Source organism: Nodularia chucula CCY0103 (assembly GCF_963923915.1).
In the GTDB taxonomy this organism is placed as follows: Bacteria; Cyanobacteriota; Cyanobacteriia; order Cyanobacteriales; family Nostocaceae; genus Nodularia; species Nodularia chucula.
Map to the genome: position 1 here is coordinate 1 of NZ_CAWUOL010000087.1, position 21,874 is coordinate 21,874.

Below are 21,874 nucleotides of genomic sequence, written 5' to 3' on the forward strand. Positions count from 1 at the left end.
TGATTACCTACTCAATTCTCCTCAACTTTTTCTCGACTTTTTCAGCAAACCCTACGTAAAGCCTTCGGCATAGCTGCGCTTAGAGCGTAGCTTCTCTGCAAGAGGCATTACAAATTACGAATTATTTGTCTTTAATTTTTGATAGCTAAGGGCAAAAGTAGGCGGCTAACGACTCGACTATCTGGTAACTGATATATATGCAATTCGCCTCCTATTTGCTGCATGAGATTTTGGCAAATTAGCAGATGCAAGCCTGGTGGGTGATCGAGAAGGGAGAGAGCCAGGACATCTTTGGGGGTACTTTGATCTAACTGTGCCAGTAGTTGCGATTCAATCATGCCACTGTCTGTAATGGATAACTCTAATAATTGCTCATCTAAACGGCGACACCAAATATCAATTCTGCCTCCCCTTTGGGAACGATGACAGGCAAATACTAATAATTCATGCAGGATTAATTCAAATTTGACAATATCACCGGCGATCGCCATTGAGGAGGGAGAGGTTGAGGCTTGAATCCCGCTCAGAAATGAAGGATTATCAACTGATTCTGGTTCTCCGCCAGATTGTCCTAAACCGTGGACACCCACCCAGATTTTGTGATGCTGAAATAATACTTCTACTCGTTCCAGCGATCGCTTGAGTAAGTTGGAGATACTCATAGTCTCCGTACTCTTATGTAACTGCCATTGTTCTAGTTTGAGTAATGCCGTCATCGAGGCATTTGTCTGGTCTAACTGGCGCAATAATAACTGGTAACGTGTGCGAGTCAGGTCATTACTGGGAATCCCCACATCATGTATTTGTCCCAGTAACAGGGTTGTGGCTCTTTGAATTTCTTCTAGACGACTATGTTTATACCAATTGAGTTGTTGTAATTCTAGGCTTCTAGACTCTAAACGTTGGGTAATTTGTTGTTGACGACGTGACCAAGCTAATTGAGTTAACAGGGTTTGTGTGGCTTCCAGATTTAGTTGTGACCACTGACGCTCCCATGTGTCGGCTATCACCACTATAGCTGTGGGTTCATAACTAGCAGTGCGTAAGGCAATAATGACAATTTGACCAATACCTGAACCGTGCAACCATTTTTTTGTTTGCGGTGGTAAATTATCGGCGTTAAAACTTAAGTAACCATTTTGGGCGATCGCCCACTGAATCAGAGGTTCTGTGTTGATATTTATTTGTGCATGGGGAAGAATAGAAAATCTATTATCAATTACCGAGTTAAGTATAATTTCTGCATAAGTTTGACCAGCCGACCAAGATAACATCAATACCAGGGGACATTCCAGAACATATTGTATTTGTTGCAAAACAGTCAGTTCTAAATTCTTGGTATCGAAGGCTTTGGTTTGAGTGGGGTCAGTTTCTTCCAGAATCCTGAGACATTCCTGAATACTGTGCAGTACCTTTTGTTGTCGTTCATTATCATGTCGCAATTGCCATTGCTGAACAATCACACCAATTTGTTGACTGACAACCCACAAAAGTTCTTTTTCTAAAGTTGACCAAGAGCGATAATTTTCCTGTGTGATCAACAACAATACTTTTGGGACATGACCTTGTGTACAATTGGCAATTAACAGCGATCGCACACCACTTTCTACTAGAGGATGTCGCCAGTTAAAAAACCGCAAATCTTCATCTAATTTCTCTATATCTATTGCAGTTGCTGCATACCTTAATAAAGAACTATCCACTGCTGCCAACTCATTCAAGTCTAATATTAAAGGTCGGCGGTTATGAGGTTGGCTTTGGTAAATAATTTGATAATTATTTTGATCAACATCGTACTGTAAAAGTACAAAGCGACTAGCAGCTAGTCTCGCTAAAATTTGACTGGCGCAGGAACTGAGAATTTGCTCAAATTCTTCTTGGTGATAAATCGCTTGAGCAACTTGGCTGGTGAGTTTGGTATCATCTTGAATTTGTTGGATAGTGGTTTCCATGCTGTCTATGGGAGCCACCAAAGAAATTAATCCCGCCGCACCTTGGACGAAATTTTTATCTGCTTCTGCCCAAATTCGGGGTTCATTACCTTCTACAGCCAGAAAACCTAATAAATCATTTTTCCAAATAATCGGAGCTGCCAACAGCGATCGCACCCCCAAACGTTGTAACAACTTAGCTGTAAAATGGCTTTTTAGAGAACTCCGCGCATCACCAATCCAAACAATTTGATTCACTGACAGAGCATAATATAACTCGCTTAACTCCTGCACTGTCATCCCTGCTGCTGGCTTTTGATTCCCCGCATTCCGACCAATATTCACCAAATGATTACTCATCCGACACCAAAAGTACCGCCCTTGTCTATCAAACCAATAAATATTTGTCCGACTGGGGGTAACAAACCTATGAGTTTCCTCCACTACAGCTTTGAGCCTTTGGTCAAGATTCTTCAGAGTCCGCACATTATCTAGTAATTTTAATAAGGCTTCATCCGGATGTTTAGTTTGCCTTTGTTGTAAATCTATTTCTTTTTGATAAAGAACCGCCCCTAATGTTCCTAAAACTATAGACAGTCGTGTTTTGACATTTCCTGGTAATAAATAACCCCAACGTTCTGAACCCAGTAATAATAAACCTAAAAACCGATTTTTATGGCGAATTGGCCAAAAAATTGTTCCCTGAATATTGAATTTTTTCCCAAATTCTTGCCATGTAGCTGCACGAGGTTCATTCCCTAAATCAACAACACCTAATGGGCCTTGTTCAATCACCACTTGCTCTAATATGTCACCCGGATTCAGCACAACTTGTTTATATAAAAAATTTGTGTCTTTATCGGGTGTAATACCGCCTTGACCTAATAATGTGTGCTTTAGCCGATTGTAAAGCGCAATCCAAATCAAGTTATAATCAAACTGTTGTTGAATATAAGAAATCGTAGTTGAAATCAGAACATCAACATTATCCTCTTCTCTAAGCCTTTGGAGAACGTTGCATAAGGCTAGAATCTGTTGTTCGTCGGTGAAAGATTTTTGAGGCTGCCCCATCTCAATTATTGATCAACTTAACTTGTAATATATTAAGATGCCCAGAAAAGCATCCCGAATTAAGACTACGGATGATTATTGCCGATCCTGGGTAAAATTACATGGATATTTATCAACTTGCTATTCGTCCAGTATTATTTAATTTTTTCAAAGCAGATCCAGAGTGGTTACATCAGCAAACTATTACGAGTTTAAGCTGGCTATCACACACCAGCAATCCTTCTGCTTATTGGATAAATCAACGTTTACAGCACTCCTTGTGTCTGAAAGATCCACGGTTAGAACAAAGTTTGTTTGGCCTCAACTTTGCTAATCCTTTAGGGCTAGCAGCCGGTTTTGATAAAGATGGAGTTGCTGCTAACATTTGGTCTAGTTTGGGTTTTGGCTTTGCAGAATTAGGAACTGTGACTTTTATCGGTCAACCAGGGAACCCGCGCCCACGGTTATTTCGCTTACCATTAGATCAAGCGGCTCTCAATCGTATGGGCTTTAATAATAGCGGAGCAGCAGCAATGGCCGCAAGGTTATTAGCAGATCAACAAAGGTTAGCTTGGTCTATCCCCATCGGTATCAATTTAGGTAAATCTAAGGTGACACCTTTGGATGCAGCCGCAGAAGATTATCTTAACAGTTTTCGCTTACTTAAGCAGTTGGGAGATTATTTTGTAGTTAATGTTTCTTCTCCCAATACTCCAGGGTTGCGATCGCTCCAAGATGCCGCTATGCTCGGTTCTATATTGGATGTATTACAGCAAGAAAACGAATCACAAAAACCTATTTTTGTCAAGATTGCTCCAGATTTATCCTGGGAGGCGATCGCTGATATTATCTCTTTAGCTAAAACCTATCAACTAGCAGGAATTATTGCTACCAACACCACCATCAGCCGTGATACCTTGCAAACTCAAATCATTACCCAAACAGGTAAATCACCCCAGGAAGAAGCAGGTGGGATTAGTGGTGCGCCAGTACGCCAGCGTTCTACAGAAGTGATTCGATTTATCTGGCAGCAAACCCAAGGAACAATCCCTATTATTGGTGTAGGCGGCATTTTTACCGCCGAGGATGCTTGGGAAAAAATCACTGCTGGTGCTAGTTTAATCCAAGTATATACAGGCTGGGTTTACCAAGGCCCGATGATGGTACGCCAAATTCTCGCCGGTTTGCTTTTACAACTGGAAAAAAATCAGTTAAACTCCATCACCGAAGCCGTAGGTATAGAAGCAAAAATTAAAAATTAGGAATTAATAATTTTCACCCTTCATTTTCCTCCACTGGGAAAAACTCCTTTGTTTTTTCTGAGTAAGTCCAGGCGATACCATCAGGATCTTTATTCCGACACCATTCCGGAAACTCCGGATCATTGCGCCGCTTGTAGACTGTGCTGGAATATACATTCAATCGCTTGGCTAATTCCGATTGGATCAAAGAACCAAACATTAATTGCTGTTCTAGCGATCGCTTCACTTCCGGCTCAGTTTCTGGCGGTGGTGCTTCTACCGTTTCCACTTCTGACTCTACAGGCTGGGGTGGTGCTGCTAACAACGATGATCCCTCCCTGGGACTCACTGATGGAGAAGGTAGCTTTTTCACAGGTTCACTACTATCCAGGATACTGCCAAGAATACTAGCAGTCATAAAGTAATAAACATTACCCCCCGCTTTCGATTTCTCTACAGTCCCACCAAACTCCGTCGCTTGAGAATCTAAATAGCGTTTTGCCCTGGTTCCTGAAAAATTGCCTCTGATTGCCAAATCCATCGGCGTAATTTGACCTTGATTTTCCCGAATCATTTCATGGAAAACCGGATTAACTTGCTGACACCATTGTTGCCATTGATATTCTTGCCAAACCTTGAAGCCACTGATCAGCATCAGGATAACCAGTAGAATTTTCCAGGTAGAAACCAAGAAAATAATCAAAAACGAGATTGGCAAAAGTAGAACGAGGAAGGCTTTACCGTCGCTTTCTATTAGTTTTTCACTCATGCCGATTATTGCCAATTGAATGTTGGGAAAATAATACTATTATCTTGGCAAAAAATTGGTCATTTGTTTGTATAGTTTGGCAAAGTTAGCGCAAATTTCCTCAAAGAACCCCCAGGAAACAGGGGGAAAAGAGGCAGGGGAGCAGGGAGCAGGGGGGAAATTTTCCTAGTACCCAGTCCCTAGTACCCAATCCCTAAAACTGTCTTTGACAAAGCAACAAACCAAACCACTGATCAGAATCAGTCCATTCATGGAGAGGAACTAAACCCTGTGAAGTTAGTTGCTGTTTCATCATGTTCAGGTCAAATTTGCGAGAAATTTCCGTGTGGATAGTTTCCCCCAGGGCAAAATCAACTTGTAAATTAAGAGCCGCTAGTTCTACAGATTGCGATCGCAAACTGCGTAAATAAGACTCAATTTGATGTTCCCTTTCGTTATAAAAAGACCAGTGTTCAAACTGCGTCGTGTCAAAATTCCCAGCAAATCGCCGATTTAAATGACTCAACATATTCAGGTTAAACGCCGCCGTTACACCTTGGCTATCGTCATAAGCTGGTTCCAAAATATCTTTTGGCTTTTGTAAGTCTATCCCCAACAAGAAATACTCACCCACCTCCAGAGCATTAGTAATTTGAGACAAAAACAGATCACACTGTTTGGGTCTAATGTTACCTAAAGTGCTGCCAATAAAAGCAATCATCCGACTCGGTAATTCCGAAGGCAAAATTTTTGCCAAAGCTAACTCATAGGTTCCTGCAAGAGCATTAACTTTTAAAGATGGATAATCTGCCAATAATTGCCTAGCACTAGTTTCTAATATCCCTGCACTGACATCAATCGGTACATAGAGCATGGGATAGCCTAGTTTTTCATAGGCATCTAAAATAATTCTAGTTTTAGTGGAACTCCCACTACCAAGTTCTACCAATTCGCAAGGGCCAGTGATTCTAGCAATTTCACCAGCATATTGTTGTAAAATCTTAGTTTCCGTGCGTGTCAGGTAATACTCTGGTAATTCACAGATTTGTTCAAATAACTCAGAACCACGATCATCATAAAGATAATGAGTGGGAAGAGTTTTGGGTGTTTGAGTTAATCCTTGAACAACATCAGTACCAGAATTAAAGATTACAACTTCATTAGCTGAAACCAAACCCTCAATGTGCAAACGTTCTTCAATGCTTTTGGGCAAAGTAACTTTGCTGGTAGCAGCCTTAGATATTGACATTCAACCTCCATAATGTATAGTACCAATTCGTAATTCAAAAACAGAGCATCTATAGCCTTCTGTTCCGTAATTGGTATATTAAATTTCTGTTCAGGAAAAACCTTTACTCCAGCTAGTGAAACACATAGCCATAGGTCATAACATCACGCTAGAGCCAGATTAATCAAACTTTTAAGCCATCTTTAAGGATTTTCTCATAAAAACCGACTGCGATAATTTTTTAACCAGCATTAAATACCCTTTTCTTCTTCCTTAGCGCTCTTTGTGTCCTTTGTGGTTTGTTCCTTTATCCGTCAGTTAATTTTTGACAGACTACTAGCCGCACAGCGAAACCCGGCAAAGATTTGACGGACATGGGGATAATACCAATTACGAAAACTAGCACGTAGTCCCCAAGGACGTGTAGCCCAACTCCCGCCTTTTAAAACCCGATGTTTTTGGTCAAAATAAACTTGAGAATAACCGACATAAGGGTAACTTTGGAAACCATCGTAAGGCTCAAACCAAGAACCAGTCCACTCCCAGATATTACCGAGAGTATCGTATAAACCGTATGCACTTTGTCCCGAGGGATAGGCATCTACTGGTGTAGTGTTACCAATCAGGTGATCGCAATTACTATATTTAGCATTGGGTGATTCATTACCCCAAGGATAAAAGCGACGACAACCAGCCTCTGCATCCCAACTAGCAGCTTTTTCCCACTCAGCTTCTGTAGGTAGTCGCTTCCCCACAAACCGCGAATATGCCTGCGCCTCATACCAACTCACGCCATAAACAGGGTGATTATCCCTCAGTTGATCCATAGACCAATATAATGGTGCAACTACTGACTCTCTTTGTCGCCATTTCCACCCAGTATTAGACCACCACTGACAATCTTCATAACCCCCAGCCTCCATAAATAATCGATACTGTCCACAAGTCACAGGATATCGGTCAATATAATAAGTATCTAAATACACCTTATGTGCAGGACGTTCATTATCCAGAGCATCCACATCATCACTTCCCCGTTCAAACTCACCAGCCGGAATCAGCACCATCTCCGTTAAATTAGTCTCAGCAGAGACAGAATTAAAATTCGCCTCCATATTTCTGATTTCCAGCTTTTCCCCCTGAATCAATTGCAGCACAAAGCTAATAATTTCGTAGTGTTGGCTTTCGTGCTGAATTAAAAATCGCCAAAGAGGTTCTTCCTGTGCAACATCAACAACTTCCAGGCGTTGCAGAACCTGTTTTCTCACCCTATCCAGATAATATAGCGTTTCCTCTAGATCAGGTAACTGCACACGTTTGGATTTAGGTAAACCATCAGCTGCAAATAACTTCCGGTATTGGGGAAAAGGACAGGGTAAACCCCCGCTATGTTCTAATAACCATAAAGATTCCGTATAACCAATATGCCCCAGGTGCCAACCAACGGGACTAAAATCAGGATGAGGCTGACAACAAAACGTAGATTCATCCATACCCTCAAACAGCTTCCAGGTTTGGCGACGACATTCAACCAAAGCGTTAAAAAGAGTTTCTTTCAAACTAGATTGGTATAATCTCGATATCACAGTCTTCCCCCACACTGATAATGCTATTTTCTGGACAAGCAGTCCAATTACCAGTAAACAACGGTTCAGAAGCAATAATCACAGACTTGGGAAAATTTACCGGATTTTTCAGCCAATAAAGAGAAGGCGCAGGCGCATGGGTGGAGAACCGCGAAGCAATTAGACGATTTCCATCACTAAACACAATATTTGCAGAAACTTTAACTTTATGGTATTTTGCCATATCTAATAAAATCGCCAACGTATTGCGTAAAGCCTCTTCCGGAGTCAAGTCTGGATTTACTTGAGCTTGAGAAAGTAGCAGCGCAAAGATATGTTCCGAATCAGTAACACCATTAATTCCCTCGTAAAAATCAGGCGTTAACAAACTGCGGATTTTTCTGTGTAGTGATTTGCGAAAATTTTCAATAAATCCATTGTGGATAAATAGCTGTTGTTGATAATTAAACGGCTGACAATTAGCAAAATCTAAAGCTTGTCCAGGGGTAGCACTGCGAACATAAGCCAATACACATTTAGATTCCACATAACGACTAATTTGGGGAAGATTTGAATCATTCCAAATAGGTAATGTATTTCGGTAAGTAAATGGGTCTGTATTTTTTTGACTATGATACCAACCCACACCAAAACCATCTGCATTCACAACACCAGAAGTCATTTCACGGGGTTGGTAACTCTGCACTATTAAAGAATGTTCCGGCTTATATAGAATCTCCTCCAAACTCACAGACGAACCCAAGTAAGCAAGTAAACGGCACATAAAAAATATCACAAACAAAAAACTTATCCGCGTTTATCGGCGTTTATCAGCGTTTAATTATCCTTAATAACGAATACGCGGGTCAACATAAGCATTGAGAATATCAATCAAAATACTAGCAGTAACCACAATCGCCCCAAAAAATACTAAAACTCCTTGTACAGTGGGATAATCGCGGTCAGAAATAGCTTGATAGAGACGATTAGCCAAACCAGGCCAAGAAAAGGTCACCTCCGTTAAAATTGCACCCCCCAGCAGAGATGCAAAAGTTAAACCTAACACTGTAATTACTGGAATCAGAGCATTTTTCAGAGCATGGGAGACTAAAATTTTATTTTCAGTAATTCCCCTAGCTCTAGCGGCTTCTACATAATCCGCTTTCAGAGTTTCCTTTAAATTTACCCGCACAATGCGTTCAAAAATCCCACTCAGCAAAATTCCCAGAGTCAGACTAGGAAGAGCTAAATGGTGTAAAGATATGAAAAACTGACCAAAATTACCTGTAAGTAAGCTATCAATAGTATAAAGTCCAGTAATCCCATTGGGAGGTGGAATATTAGCTGGAAAACGGTTAGAAGTGGGAAACCAACCCAGTTGTACAGAGAAAATCAACTGTAACAGCATTCCCGCCCAAAACATCGGTAGTGCGTAAGTAATAATCCCAAATAACCGCCCGCCAATATCAAAATAAGTACCAGGACGAGAAGCCGAAAGAGTCCCAGCCACAATACCGACAATCAGCGCGATCGCCATACTGGATACAGCTAACTCTACTGTGGCGGGAAAATACTGTCCAATAATGTCCGAAACATATTGTCCCCGACTGGTTAAGGAAGTACCTAAATCAAAGCGGAGTAAATTTCCCAAATAATTTACATACTGCAACCATAGGGGAAGATTTAAACCTAATTGTTGGCGTAACTGCTCTTTAGCGGCCTCTGGCGCACGTCCTCCCAGAATTGCATCTGCGGGATCTCCTGGTGTAGCCCGTAGTAGTAAAAATACAATTGTAATAATAGTCAACAATTGCAGAGGAGCCAGAAGTAACCGAGAAGCAATGTAATATTGTAAAGCTTTAGAACGAGACATACTTTAAATTGACAAGGATGAATAAGAAGCTCTGAAAATGTTATCCAAGCAATTACTTGCCTATATACCAGAAGAACTTGAGCAAGCAACAAATAGTAATGCGTTAATAGAGGTGATTTGTAATGCGTCAAAAAAAATCAGCAATTCTTGAAGCAGTTCATGAGACAGCGTTAGACCTAGACAAAGCTGGGCTAATGAATCAAACTACATTGCGCGAATTTGAACACTTATGTTTACCTCCTATTGAGCCTGTAGAACCATTACAAATTAAAGAAATACGGGAATCATCTCAAGTTAGTCAAGCTGTTTTTGCACGTATTTTAAATATAAGTCCTTCAACAGTTCAAAAATGGGAAATAGGACAAAAGCGGCCTAGTGTAGCATCTCTTAAGCTGCTGCATTTGGTAAAAAATCGTGGGTTAAACAGTGTGCTGTATTAAAATTTTGGCTCGTAAAAGTATGCTGCTTGACGAAATTCCCTTAATCGTGCAGAAACATCCATAGTGGTTGATGAAAATTGGTCGTGCTTCTTTTATCTTCTACTACGGGGGTGTCTGTTCTTACAGGTATCCCTTGATTTTTTTGCACTCCCATGAGCTAACGATCGCATTTTTTAGCCTAAAGTCCAGTTATCAAATAAATTATTAAAGTTGTGGGGTGCATTAGCTTGCCGCATAACTCACCCCATTGGCTTTTATATCATTACATTTGATAATTGTTTACTGTTTTGTAATGGTTCTATAAATTAAATTTTGGGTGGGGTCTAGTTGTACATTACTCACACCATTTTGAGCAAATATATAGTCTCTGGTTTGCCATAAAGGGATATAAGGGACATCATTAGCTATTTGCTTTTGAATTTCTGTAAAAATTTGCTGACGGGTTTCGGGGTTTTGCTCTTGGCGTTGTTGAGCAATGAGTTGATTCATGTTTTCACTATAGTAAAATGAACCCTGACTTTTACTCCCCCCTTCTTCACAGCCTTGAGCGTTAGAGCCTTTTTGACAAGATAAGAAGGGCTGTACATAATTATCTGGATCTAAAAAGTCTGGATACCAATCAACTAAAGCTGCGGGATATATTCCTCTGGAGATGTCTTTAAAAAAGGTCGCACTTTCTACATTCTTAATATCCAGTTGTAACATTCCCTCCATTTCTTGAGCAGCTAAAGATTGTAGTGTTTGTGCGGCTAAACTGCGATTGGCTGAAGTAGAAGGATACCAAATTTCTACTTGGGCGGGTTTGTCTTTAGAGAAGCCGGCTTGAGTTAATAATTCTTTTGCTTGTTCAAAGTTAGCATCGCCATATTTCTCTTGAAATACTGGTTGGGAAACATTGAAGGTGGTGGGAATCATGCTATATAGTGGAGCGGCTTGACCAAGTAAAACTCGTTCGTTTAAAAGTGGACGGTCAATCATGGCGGCGATCGCAGCTCGTACTTCTGGTTGGTCTAAAGGTGGCTGATTACGATTCAATGCCATATAGCTCACAACGCTACCCTCAGCCGTAATTACCTGCCAATCGCCTTTTTCTGCTCCTGCTTCTAAACTGCTGATTTGGTCTGGTTGTAGGGATAAATAAGCTATATCCACTGTCCCTGTACGGAAAGCATTAAACAAATTGACCGCACTAGTTTGAATTTGGACATTAACACCTTGATTAGCTGGTTTTTCTCCCCAATATTCCTCAAATACATCCAATCGCAGTGAATCTGTACCATAGGCGGCTAATTTGTAAGGGCCAGTTCCCACAAAAGTATTAGGCTGAAATTTCCCCGCCCCGATTTCATAAGCTGTGGGGGATAATGCACACACCCCAGAAAATGCTAACAGTGAGGGAAAGGCGGCGAATGGTCTTTTTAACTGGATGGTTAATTCATACTCATCTGTAGCTGTGACGGTATCGACTGTATCCGATAATAAGAATGAGGGTTGTCCTTTATTCTCAATGAATCTCCTCATACTAAACTCCATTGCTTTGGCGTTGAAGGGAGTTTCATCGTGGTAAACCACTCCCTGACGGATAGGGATGGTGTAAGTTAAACCATCAGCACTGATTTCGGGTAATGCTGTGGCTAATTGGGGTTTAATTTCTGTGCTACCTGGTTCATAAGTGTACAGGCGATCGCTCATATTTAATACCAAACCCAAAGAGGCTAACTCATAGGTATCAGCAGGATCGAGGGTTCTAGGTTTCAAGGTTGTACCAACAGTAATGCGACCATCACCCGTACCAGATGATACAGTCGTTGTCTCTTGGACTGGAGCGCAACTGATCACCAAAACTATACACAGACAAAACAATGATAAAAATTGGGGAATCCTCCTCCATCGTCTTGCAGTTAAAGAAAACCAGGTCATATTATTCAGATTTTTCAACTTAGCGGTTAGATATCTTACTATAATATCTGGCTGTAATACTTAACTATTTGTAACGTATTAGCACTGACTATTAAAAATAGTATTTAAAACTACTTCGATAAAGTACACATAGAAATTTTAATCAACACCAAAATATTTAACCAGACCTGCGGCGGATATATTTTATAACCAATATGTAACTTTAGTTAGAAGGATAATTTTATTTTTCTAATTAATGTTTACTTGTGTGATCAGATTTGAGTTACACGAAAATCTCAGTATATTTCATCACTAACTAAAATTTCCGTTTATTTAGATTATGAAAATAACTTAATTTTCACCTAGTCAAAATATTTTGAGACTGTAAAAACCCAGATAAAGTATTGACATGATAAATTTAATTTCTAGGACGATTAATCACATTAGTTCGCTGCTTCAGAAATTTAAACTGCACCGTTTTTTGACTGTTTTTCTAGTTGTTTTAATGACCTTAACTACAGATGTTGCACTGGGGCAAAATAATCAACTTTTAAGACAAAAAGTTAGAGAAGATATACATCAAGACGATTCCCAAAGACCGAAAACCACCAGGGAATGGAATCAGGAAGCCCGTGAAACAGCAGATTATCCTGGCAAAAGATTACAAAAAATTGGGGAAGAGTCCGCAGAAGCTCTTAAAGAATTTGGCTCAGGATATGTAGAAGGAGCGAAAAAAACCGCTCGTGATGTCCAGAATGGTGCAGCAGGAATTGGTAAATAACCCCACGCATACACGTTAGAACATAAACTGATCAAGACTTTTGCCCCACTCCCTACTCCCCAGTTATACATAGATAACTTGGCAACTCAGCAACTCAGTGAGTATACCCTAGCCTTGAGTGCGGAGAGTGGTCAAACGCTTGCAAAGCAGTCCACAAATAGTTACACTTTTTAAAACATTCTCATTTTTGTTCGGCAATTGCGTAAAGGCTTAAAAGGTGGTTGACTCAAGGGTGGCATCTCCATATATCCAAACGTTTAACAGGCGTTTCCTTGGTTACGGAAAAACCAGGGATGAATTTTCATTGAGAAAATCTCTGGGCATTAACACAGGCGATCGCTACCCCATAAAATCAACCTACCCAGTGTCTGAAACTATTGCCAAACTTGCCACACAGTCTGATTTATCAAGACTATCCTGTGGTTAGCTGGAATATCCTGGCAATAAAAAAAACTCAGAGAGTTCACTGAATGACGGTCAGGTAAAGCTATAGAAGGATTAAACCCAACTAAGCAACTGCCAAACTTAAACAGTTCCGTCTCTCAGAATCTCGGTAAGAAAATTGCTTTGTAAACATAATTCAATTTATCTAGGAGGAGCGTAGTCAATGGGACTACCCTGGTACCGAGTACATACAGTCGTTCTGAATGATCCAGGTCGGTTGATTTCTGTACATTTGATGCACACAGCCTTAGTTGCAGGCTGGGCTGGTTCAATGGCACTATACGAACTAGCTATTTACGACCCCAGTGACCCGGTGCTTAACCCCATGTGGCGGCAAGGAATGTTCGTTCTGCCGTTCATGTCACGCTTAGGTGTCACCGAATCTTGGGGCGGCTGGAGCGTCGTTACTGGTAGCGCTACCAGCGATCCTGGTTTCTGGTCATTTGAAGGTGTAGCTGCGGCTCACATCGTTCTTTCTGGTTTATTATTTTTAGCTGCCGTCTGGCACTGGGTTTACTGGGATTTAGAACTCTTTAGAGATCCTCGTACTGGTGAACCTGCTCTAGATTTGCCAAAAATGTTTGGCATTCACCTGTTCTTATCTGGTTTACTTTGCTTTGGCTTTGGTGCTTTTCACCTCACCGGACTATTTGGTCCCGGTATGTGGGTTTCCGATGCCTACGGAGTCACTGGTAGCATCCAAGCAGTAGCACCAGAATGGGGACCGGCTGGATTCGACCCATTTAATCCTGGTGGCGTTGTTGCTCACCATATCGCCGCAGGCGTGGTTGGTATTATTGCTGGTTTATTCCACCTCACGGTCCGACCCCCCGAAAGGCTATATAAAGCTCTCCGGATGGGGAACATTGAAACCGTACTTTCTAGCAGTATTGCGGCGGTATTCTTCGCAGCTTTCATTGTTGCTGGTACGATGTGGTACGGTAACGCTACCACCCCCATTGAACTCTTTGGCCCAACTCGTTATCAGTGGGATCAAGGTTACTTCACTCAGGAAATCCAACGTCGTGTCCAAACTAGCCTAGCTGAAGGTGCAACCCTTTCAGAAGCTTGGGCAGAGATTCCTGAAAAACTGGCTTTCTATGATTATGTCGGTAATAGCCCCGCTAAAGGTGGTTTATTCCGGACTGGACCAATGGTCAAGGGTGATGGTATCGCCCAATCTTGGCAAGGTCACGCAGTATTCAAAGATGGTGAAGGTAGAGAATTGACCGTGCGTCGTCTCCCTAACTTCTTTGAAACCTTCCCAGTTATCTTGAGCGATGCTGATGGTGTGATCAGAGCCGATATTCCTTTCCGTCGCGCAGAATCTAAGTACAGTTTTGAACAAACTGGTGTCACCGTCAGCTTCTATGGTGGTGATTTAAATGGTCAAACCTTTACAGATCCTGCTGATGTGAAGAAATATGCTCGTAAGGCTCAAGGTGGCGAAATCTTTGATTTTGACCGTGAAACCTTGAACTCTGACGGTGTATTCCGTACCAGTCCCAGAGGTTGGTTTACCTTTGGACACGCTGTATTTGCTCTGTTATTCTTCTTTGGTCATCTCTGGCATGGTTCTCGGACAATTTACCGAGACGTTTTTGCTGGTGTTGATGCGGATCTAGAAGAGCAAGTTGAGTGGGGTCTATTCCAGAAAGTGGGTGATAAATCTACCCGCCGGAAAGAAGCTCTCTAATTCTTGGTGAATGGGGACTGGAGAATGGGGAATTTTTTTCCTCATCCCCCATCCCTGATAACTATTTTGACAAACTGATCAATTATCTTTATTGGCTCATTAGCCAGGAGCTTTTAATATGGAAAGCGTTGCATATATCTTGATTTTGGCTTTGGCAATAGGAGTGCTTTTCTTTGCGATCGCATTCCGCGAACCCCCCCGCATCGACAGAAAAGAAGAAAAATAAACTGGTAATACCAGAATTTTAAAAGCATTTCAAGCTTCGATCTGCTGTTACCAGCACTGGTGGCAGCAGATAACTATTTCTGGGCATAAATTATTCCCACGCAATTCTCAAATAAATTGCTTTATAAATTAAACATATCCAGAATATGTGATATAATTTTTAATCTGTAAGTTAATATGTGTTAATACTAGCTTTTCTGCGCTAGGATAAAAAAAAGATGTAGGTGTACCTGCCTGCTGCCTAGTGCCTTGCATATACATCACGCCTATGCCACAAAATTTACGGAGACTAGAACCAGGAACAAATTAGCATGGTCAATCAGAACTTAACCGCTACAGAAATTGGATTTACTCACGAAGATTTCGCTGCTCTACTTGACAAGTATGACTATCACTTTAGCCCTGGAGATATTGTACCAGGCACAGTTTTCAGTATAGAGCCGCGCGGCGCTCTGATTGACATAGGTGCGAAAACAGCAGCCTACATACCCATACAAGAAATGTCTATTAACCGGGTTGATGCCCCGGAAGAAGTTTTACAATCAAACGAAACAAGAGAATTTTTCATCCTTACCGATGAGAACGAAGATGGTCAGCTAACCCTTTCCATTCGTCGCATTGAATATATGCGGGCTTGGGAACGTGTGCGACAGTTACAGGCAGAAGATGCTACTGTTCGTTCAGGTGTATTTGCCACTAACCGTGGTGGTGCATTAGTACGCATCGAAGGATTGCGCGGGTTTATCCCCGGTTCTCACATCAGCACCCGGAAACCCAAAGAAGATTTGGTAGGTGAAGAACTACCATTGAAATTCTTAGAAGTAGATGAAGAACGTAACCGCTTAGTTCTATCCCACCGTCGCGCACTAGTTGAACGCAAGATGAACCGCCTGGAAGTAGGCGAAGTAGTTATTGGTACAGTCCGTGGGATTAAACCTTATGGTGCATTTATTGATATTGGTGGTGTAAGCGGACTGCTACACATTTCAGAAATTTCTCACGAACATATTGATACACCTCATAGCGTCTTCAATGTCAATGATGAAGTGAAAGTCATGATCATTGATTTGGATGCAGAAAGGGGTCGGATTTCCTTGTCTACTAAGCAATTGGAACCCGAACCCGGTGATATGATTAAGAACCGTGATTTGGTTTATGATAAAGCAGAAGAGATGGCAGCTAAGTATCGTGAACAGATGCTAGCTAAACAGCAAGGTTTGACTGTTGCACCTGCGGAAGCTGAGGAAGTTGTCAGTGCGGAAGAAGGTGCTGAGGAAGCTGTGACTGCGGAACAAACTGTAGAAGTTGTAGAAGCTGTAGAAGCTGTAACTGAAGAAACACCAGCAGCTACAGAAACTGCTAAAGAACCAGAAGAAATCTTGGGTACAGAAACTGCTAAAGAACCAGAAGAAATCTTGGGTGTAGCAGCTACTGAAGAAGAAATCCCAGCAGCTATTGAAGAATAATACACTTGTATTTTTAATTGTTTGCTAGAAAAGTATTAAAGAGGGATAATCCCTCTTTTTTTATGGTTAATTGCGGAAATTAGGTGAAAAATTTTGGTCACTATTAAATGTAAAAACATCAGCTTTGAGAATATCCAGGCAATTTTTTTTGATAAAAATGGTACATTAGAAGACTCAGAAGCATATTTGCGATCGCTAGGACAAAAAGCAGCTCGTATCATAGACGCGCAAATTCCTGGAACTGGTGAACCTTTATTAATGGCATTTGGAATTAATGGCGATACCCTAGACCCAGCAGGTTTAATATCTGTAGCCAGTCGCCGTGAAACCGAAATTGCTGCCGCCGCCTATATTGCTGAAACTGGGAGAGGATGGTTTGAATCATTAAAAATAGCCCGTCAGTCCTTAGAAGAAGCTGAAAAATATCTCGGTACAACACCAGCACCACTCTTTCCAGGTACTTTGGATTTATTAAAGTCTTTATCAGCAGCAGGTATCAAACTCGGCATCATTTCCGCCGCCACCACAGCAGAAGTCAGTAATTTTGTCACAGCACATCAGTTAAGTAATTACATCCAGGTGCAAAAAGGTGTAGATGACGGCCCCAATAAACCAGACCCCATATTGTTTTTACAGGCTTGTCAGGCTTTAGGAGTAGAACCAGCTAACTCATTGATGGTGGGAGATGCTGTAGGTGATATACAAATGGCACGTAATGCTCAAGCCGCAGGTTGTATTGGTATTACCTGGGTAGGTAAATCAGATCATGTTAAAGGTGCAGATGTAGTGATTAATCAATTGAATGAAATTCAAATTTAGTTATTTTTCATTAGTTGTTTGGGGTGTAATTGCACTGCTCATAATTGGCATAAAAAAGTCAGGATTAAACGCTAGGATCTGAATATTCCCGCCTTTTACATTTGCGAGACATACCATGCAAAGCATAGAAACAACCTTACCGCTTCGCCTGTGGACAGTTGCAGAATACCATCGGATGGCTGAGGCTGGAATTTTTGCTGTAGATGAGCGAGTGGAACTTTTAGAAGGAAAGATTATCTGGATGATTGCGAAAGGAACAGCCCACCGTTCAGCCGTGGGGAGAACAGATTACTTACTCAAAAATCTTTTAGGAAATCGCGCCTGGGTATCTATTCAAGACCCAATTCAGTTAAATGAACGGTCTGAGCCAGAACCAGATATTGCTGTGGTGAAAGTAGATCCTTTAGACTATGCAGACCATCATCCTACACCACCGGAAGTTTATCTGATTATTGAAGTGGCAGACAGTAGTTTAAAAATGGACTGTGAGACGAAAGCAAAACTTTACTCTCAAGCCGGAATTACAGATTATTGGGTGATAGATGTTGTTAGTCGTCAATTACACGTTTTTCGGGAACCTAGTCAAACGGGTTATGAAAGCACGGTGATTTTGGCAGAAGAGGCGAATATTTCACCGTTGGCTTTTCCTGATGTGCAAATTATGGTTTTGGAAATGTTACCACGATTGAGCAGATGTTAATACAAAGCGATCGCCATTCCCTACTTTGAGGTCAGGCGATCGCTTTTTCCCTAAAAATCACCCTGACTCAGTAATGGGAAAATTTATTATGCTCTATTTCCCCAAGGTCCCCAAATTGCCAAAGTTATACCAGGACTGTAGATGTTGACAAACATAGTTTGACCATCAGGTGAGAAACAAGCTCCAGCAAACTCAGCACCATTAAAGGGGTTACGGGCAAAAGTATAGAGTTGTCCTTGGGGAGTTACACCTCTTAAGAAATTGGTACCAGAAGCATCTTCACAGATAATGATATCGCCAAAAGGTGCCACAACTATATTATCTGGAGACTTAAGTTCATCCGCAGATTCAGACTCAACAAACAGGTCAATAGTCTCATCACCAGGAATGTAGCGCCATATCTGACCACGGCTGATCAATCCGCCATTTGTAGCAGCGAAGTAAATTTCACCGTTACCATACCAAATACCTTCTCCACGGGAAAACTGGGCTGCACCCAAGTCACGACCTTGGATTCGCACATTATCCGTAGCTGGGTTGGGGTTAGGAATGTTTACCCATTCTACAGAGTATTTCTGTCCCACAGAGAACTGTCCACTATTTCCATCGCGATTATTAGTATTGACCGCAAAAGGTTTACCGACAATCACCATAGCTTGAAGTGTGCCGCCTTCGGCTAACTTTCCAGGCACATTGGGGATAAAACGGTAGAAGAGACCATCTCCTCTATCTTCAGTTTCATAAACATATCCAGTTACAGGGTCTACGGCCACAGCTTCGTGATTAAACCGTCCCATATCAACTAGAGGAACTGCTTCAACAGCAGAGGTAGCGCTGGCTGGAATCTCAAAGTTATAACCGTGTAACTTTGTAATTTCGGTATTTTGTCCACCCGGTGTGCTGGTATTTTCTTCAGAGGTAATCCATGAACCCCAAGGAGTTACACCACCTGCACAGTTACGAATGGTGCCACCAAGAGAGGCAAACTGTTTGATTAGTTGACGATTGGGTCCCACAACTATGTTTGTAGTACCACCTTTGCAAAGAGGATCGTATGACAAATTACTTGGTACTTGTAATCGTGAACCAGTAACGCCAGTACCGTTAATTTCGTGGTTGCAAATCAGGATAGTTGTGCCTCTGGGTCCTTGAAAGGCTCCCATACCATCATGATTGCTAGGTACTGGATTGCCATCAGCCATGAGATCACCAGTGCGGGATATAACGCGATACTGAAATCCTGCTGGTAACTCTAACAAGTTATTCGGATCTGGTACAAGCGGACCATATCCCATAGTCGTAGTTTGACCAAAGGCTTTGTTGGCAAGAAAAGCTTGTAAAGGAGACAAAGCTAAAGTGCCGGCTGCTGTTGCACCTGCTAATCCAAAGAATTTACGTCTTGAATATGCCATGAGAATATTTGGCTCGCATAAAATGACTAGTAGATATTAAGTAGCTTTGATTAAGTTTAGGTAATGCTTTATTTAATGTTTCGTTAGTTTGTAACTATTCATTTGTTAAAAGTAAATTTTCATCCCCAAATCAATTTATGGTAAGATAATATTTTTCATAAATTAAATTCAGATAAAACTCAATAGTTTGGGTGAGGACAAGAAACGCTATAAACAACTTATAAAAATAATAATTGCCACTCACGATATTATTTATTGCCTTTAATTTATGAATAAATAAAAAATACATCATGGAAATTAACTAGGTTTTGGTTAAGGAGAGTTAAAGCTTTGTTTAATTAAATATAAAAATATTTTAGGTGGTTAAAGTTAGAAATTTAATGAGAATTTTTTGTCAAAAAATAAATATCAAATATAAGCATTATGTTGAATCTAATGATAAAATCTCCCCAAAGGTGTTTTGGAAATTAATTAAGTTCAAAAATACCCTTTTTGATTGTAACGCCCAGAGACTAAAATATCTGGTTGCGGAAACTAAGCCTGTTAAGGTGGGCTTGGTTCACTTTGTGCGGGTCTAATTGGGTAAATTAATTCATTTTCCAAAATCTCCTTTTTGCAGAAATAATCACTGTTCTCAGCAATACTGAGTATTCAGTCACTCAGAACAAACAACGTCCAAAATATTACTGTTATCCAAAAATATGAACAGCATTCGTAACCAAATTAAAGCTACTGTAGCTGTTGCTGCTGTCACCTCGATGGCAACTTTGATTAACATTCCCCGTGCTGATGCCGCTTTATTTGAGCTTTCTTGGACAGGAAATCAAGATTATTCTGCAACAGGTAAATTCAGCTTTGACGATAGTTTACTAGGAAGCATCGTTAGCAATGATCAGTTGGATAGTTTTGATATTGCTTTCTTTAATCCAGGTGGAAATTTGTTACAAAATTTCACTTATGATTTTTCTAATCTCAGCAGTAGTTTCAATTTCAACTTTGACACAGTTACAAATACCGTTCTGCAAACCGGCAGCTTTGACACACCTACCGGGTTTGACTTAGGAAGTAATTTCAATACAGATGTAGAAGGATTATTTTTCTATACTTTCCAGGATGCTGCTCAAGGATTGCCAACAGCTACGATATTCTTGAAAGATGACCTGTCACCAGAAGTATGCAGCACATTTCCTGATTGTAGGTTGGATGTTGGGGGTGAATTGACAGCAACTGCTATTCCGGAACCTGGAGTAATATTAGGCTTATTAGCAATTGGCTCACTGACTGGATACCTAAAGAAAAAGCCAGCTTCTGTCTAAGCAGTCAAGCTAGCCTGAGTAAAAATCAAATTGACTCCTATTCTAGCTCTAGTACCCAAAGTAATGTACAAGGGATTTATGATCTGCATAAGTCCCTATTTTTTTATCAAAATCAAGTCATATTCACCATCAACTCTAGTGGATGGATAAGTCTAAAATAGTGTATTAGACGTAGTGTGGGTTGCGCTGTACTTAACCCAACTTTGCCAATTTTAATTTCCCAAATGCTCCCACCAGTCAAATAATGCTAGAAATCTAGGATGGTTTGGCAAAAATTGTCAGCAAAACTGGCCCTAGTAAATATTGATGGCTTAAGCATAATAATCCAACTGATGAGCCTAAAATTTCTCGTTGTTGAGGGCTGTAAAGTCGAATACCTAGAGGTGAGATAGGTACTCGTTGGGGTACTGTTTGATTTTTGCTAGTGATATCTACTAAGTAAAAGCGACCGCCTGGAGAAAGTACCCGCGCTACTTCACTGAATACTTGTTCTGGTTCCAAATAGTGTAGAAAACTAATGGTACTAACAACAGCGTTGAATTGACCTTCTCCAAAGGGCAGAGATTCGGCTTTACCTTCAGTCTAGTAGATTAATAGTGGTGACTGACTGAAATAATATAATGCAAGGCAAGACAATTTATTGTCTCTAAGCAGGGGAAAGTATCTGTAACAATTTTATTGTTATCACCCCAGCCTTCATACTGATTCCGATTGCAGTAGATACAAAAAAGTTTTCGGCTATCAGTCACCACCCTAATCAGGTCAGCATTTTAAACAGAAGTTTCACGGCACGAACAGCTACACGCATCCTGATTAATTTAACTGGCTTACCTGCGGATTTTTCAGTATCCAGAAATTCCCCCAATTCTTCAAGTAATGGATTTGTCCGGCGCTTGGATGGTTCAACTGTACTAAATACCCATTGCCACAAGGCACGGCGACAAAGTGCAGAACCACCAGAAACTTTAGATTTAGAAATATCACCCTGGGTGGGTATGTATCCCAACTGCTTGATGCTAGTCCTTCCTCAACATCAATTT

The 21,874-nt window shown here is 40.9% G+C and carries 18 protein-coding genes and 1 pseudogene; 9 read left to right on the plus strand and 10 right to left on the minus strand.

Annotation, left to right across the window (positions count from 1 at the left end; all coding sequences use genetic code 11):
• Window positions 1–131: 131 nt before the first annotated feature.
• Window positions 132–3,002, minus strand: a complete 2,871-nt coding sequence (locus ACM0OP_RS19185) for a sensor histidine kinase (RefSeq protein WP_414530022.1) — start codon at window positions 3,000–3,002, stop codon at window positions 132–134.
• A 101-nt stretch (window positions 3,003–3,103) separates the two neighbouring features.
• Here ACM0OP_RS19185 and ACM0OP_RS19190 point away from each other — a divergent pair, with 101 nt between their 5' ends.
• On the plus strand, window positions 3,104–4,243 hold the full coding sequence (locus tag ACM0OP_RS19190; protein WP_414530023.1) for a quinone-dependent dihydroorotate dehydrogenase: 1,140 nt from the start codon (window positions 3,104–3,106) through the stop codon (window positions 4,241–4,243).
• Between the two features lie 13 nt (window positions 4,244–4,256).
• Here ACM0OP_RS19190 and ACM0OP_RS19195 read toward each other — a convergent pair whose 3' ends face one another.
• From ACM0OP_RS19195 to ACM0OP_RS19215, 5 genes are all read right to left on the minus strand, one after another.
• Window positions 4,257–4,991 carry a hypothetical protein gene (locus ACM0OP_RS19195; RefSeq protein ID WP_414530024.1) on the minus strand — a complete coding sequence of 245 codons (735 nt, stop codon included), beginning with the start codon at window positions 4,989–4,991 and terminating at the stop codon, window positions 4,257–4,259.
• Window positions 4,992–5,184: 193 nt separating this feature from the next.
• On the minus strand, window positions 5,185–6,219 hold the full coding sequence (gene egtD / locus ACM0OP_RS19200; RefSeq protein ID WP_414530025.1) for an L-histidine N(alpha)-methyltransferase: 1,035 nt from the start codon (window positions 6,217–6,219) through the stop codon (window positions 5,185–5,187).
• Between the two features lie 293 nt (window positions 6,220–6,512).
• Window positions 6,513–7,784 (minus strand): ergothioneine biosynthesis protein EgtB, encoded by a 1,272-nt coding sequence (egtB, locus tag ACM0OP_RS19205; RefSeq protein WP_414530026.1) that lies wholly within the window; start codon window positions 7,782–7,784, stop codon window positions 6,513–6,515.
• Window positions 7,759–8,547 (minus strand): ergothioneine biosynthesis protein EgtC, encoded by a 789-nt coding sequence (gene egtC / locus ACM0OP_RS19210; protein ID WP_414530027.1) that lies wholly within the window; start codon window positions 8,545–8,547, stop codon window positions 7,759–7,761. Before egtC ends, egtB begins: the two co-directional genes overlap by 26 nt.
• Window positions 8,548–8,610: 63 nt before the next feature.
• Window positions 8,611–9,636, minus strand: a complete 1,026-nt coding sequence (locus tag ACM0OP_RS19215; protein ID WP_414530028.1) for an ABC transporter permease — start codon at window positions 9,634–9,636, stop codon at window positions 8,611–8,613.
• Between the two features lie 122 nt (window positions 9,637–9,758).
• Here ACM0OP_RS19215 and ACM0OP_RS19220 point away from each other — a divergent pair, with 122 nt between their 5' ends.
• Complete coding sequence (locus tag ACM0OP_RS19220; RefSeq protein ID WP_414530029.1) at window positions 9,759–10,076, plus strand: helix-turn-helix domain-containing protein; 318 nt, start codon at window positions 9,759–9,761, stop codon at window positions 10,074–10,076.
• A gap of 279 nt (window positions 10,077–10,355) precedes the next feature.
• On the opposite strand, the gene ACM0OP_RS19225 is transcribed toward ACM0OP_RS19220, so the two are convergent.
• Entirely contained in the window at window positions 10,356–11,996 is a 1,641-nt protein-coding gene (locus tag ACM0OP_RS19225; protein WP_414530030.1) for an ABC transporter substrate-binding protein, read from the minus strand.
• Window positions 11,997–12,480: 484 nt separating this feature from the next.
• On the opposite strand from ACM0OP_RS19225, the gene ACM0OP_RS19230 reads away from it, so the two are divergent.
• The 6 genes from ACM0OP_RS19230 (at window position 12,481) to ACM0OP_RS19255 (ending at window position 18,106) form a co-directional block, all read left to right on the plus strand.
• Complete coding sequence (locus ACM0OP_RS19230) at window positions 12,481–12,756, plus strand: hypothetical protein (RefSeq protein WP_414530031.1); 276 nt, start codon at window positions 12,481–12,483, stop codon at window positions 12,754–12,756.
• A gap of 607 nt (window positions 12,757–13,363) precedes the next feature.
• A complete protein-coding gene (psbB, locus tag ACM0OP_RS19235; RefSeq protein WP_414530032.1) occupies window positions 13,364–14,896 on the plus strand; it encodes a photosystem II chlorophyll-binding protein CP47 in 1,533 nt (510 codons plus the stop codon).
• A 118-nt stretch (window positions 14,897–15,014) separates the two neighbouring features.
• A complete protein-coding gene (locus ACM0OP_RS19240; RefSeq protein WP_414530033.1) occupies window positions 15,015–15,122 on the plus strand; it encodes a photosystem II reaction center protein T in 108 nt (35 codons plus the stop codon).
• A 310-nt stretch (window positions 15,123–15,432) separates the two neighbouring features.
• Window positions 15,433–16,587: a 30S ribosomal protein S1 gene (locus ACM0OP_RS19245; protein WP_414530034.1), complete on the plus strand. Its 1,155-nt coding sequence runs from the start codon at window positions 15,433–15,435 to the stop codon at window positions 16,585–16,587.
• A gap of 93 nt (window positions 16,588–16,680) precedes the next feature.
• On the plus strand, window positions 16,681–17,406 hold the full coding sequence (locus tag ACM0OP_RS19250; protein WP_414530035.1) for an HAD family hydrolase: 726 nt from the start codon (window positions 16,681–16,683) through the stop codon (window positions 17,404–17,406).
• Window positions 17,407–17,521: 115 nt separating this feature from the next.
• Entirely contained in the window at window positions 17,522–18,106 is a 585-nt protein-coding gene (locus ACM0OP_RS19255; protein WP_414530036.1) for a Uma2 family endonuclease, read from the plus strand.
• A gap of 86 nt (window positions 18,107–18,192) precedes the next feature.
• Here the strand turns inward: ACM0OP_RS19255 and ACM0OP_RS19260 are convergent, their stop codons facing one another.
• Window positions 18,193–19,518, minus strand: coding sequence for an alkaline phosphatase PhoX (locus tag ACM0OP_RS19260; protein WP_414530037.1), 1,326 nt, complete (start codon window positions 19,516–19,518; stop codon window positions 18,193–18,195).
• A 701-nt stretch (window positions 19,519–20,219) separates the two neighbouring features.
• Here ACM0OP_RS19260 and ACM0OP_RS19265 point away from each other — a divergent pair.
• The gene (locus ACM0OP_RS19265) at window positions 20,220–20,834 is read left to right on the plus strand and encodes a PEP-CTERM sorting domain-containing protein (RefSeq protein ID WP_414530038.1); all 615 of its coding nucleotides are present in this window, start codon (window positions 20,220–20,222) and stop codon (window positions 20,832–20,834) included.
• Window positions 20,835–21,089: 255 nt separating this feature from the next.
• On the opposite strand, the pseudogene ACM0OP_RS19270 reads toward ACM0OP_RS19265, so the two are convergent.
• Both ACM0OP_RS19270 and ACM0OP_RS19275 read right to left on the minus strand, forming a co-directional pair.
• A pseudogene (locus tag ACM0OP_RS19270) lies at window positions 21,090–21,413 on the minus strand (class I SAM-dependent methyltransferase); the annotation flags it as partial.
• A 178-nt stretch (window positions 21,414–21,591) separates the two neighbouring features.
• On the minus strand, window positions 21,592–21,840 hold the full coding sequence (locus tag ACM0OP_RS19275; protein ID WP_414530039.1) for a hypothetical protein: 249 nt from the start codon (window positions 21,838–21,840) through the stop codon (window positions 21,592–21,594).
• Window positions 21,841–21,874 lie beyond the last annotated feature (34 nt).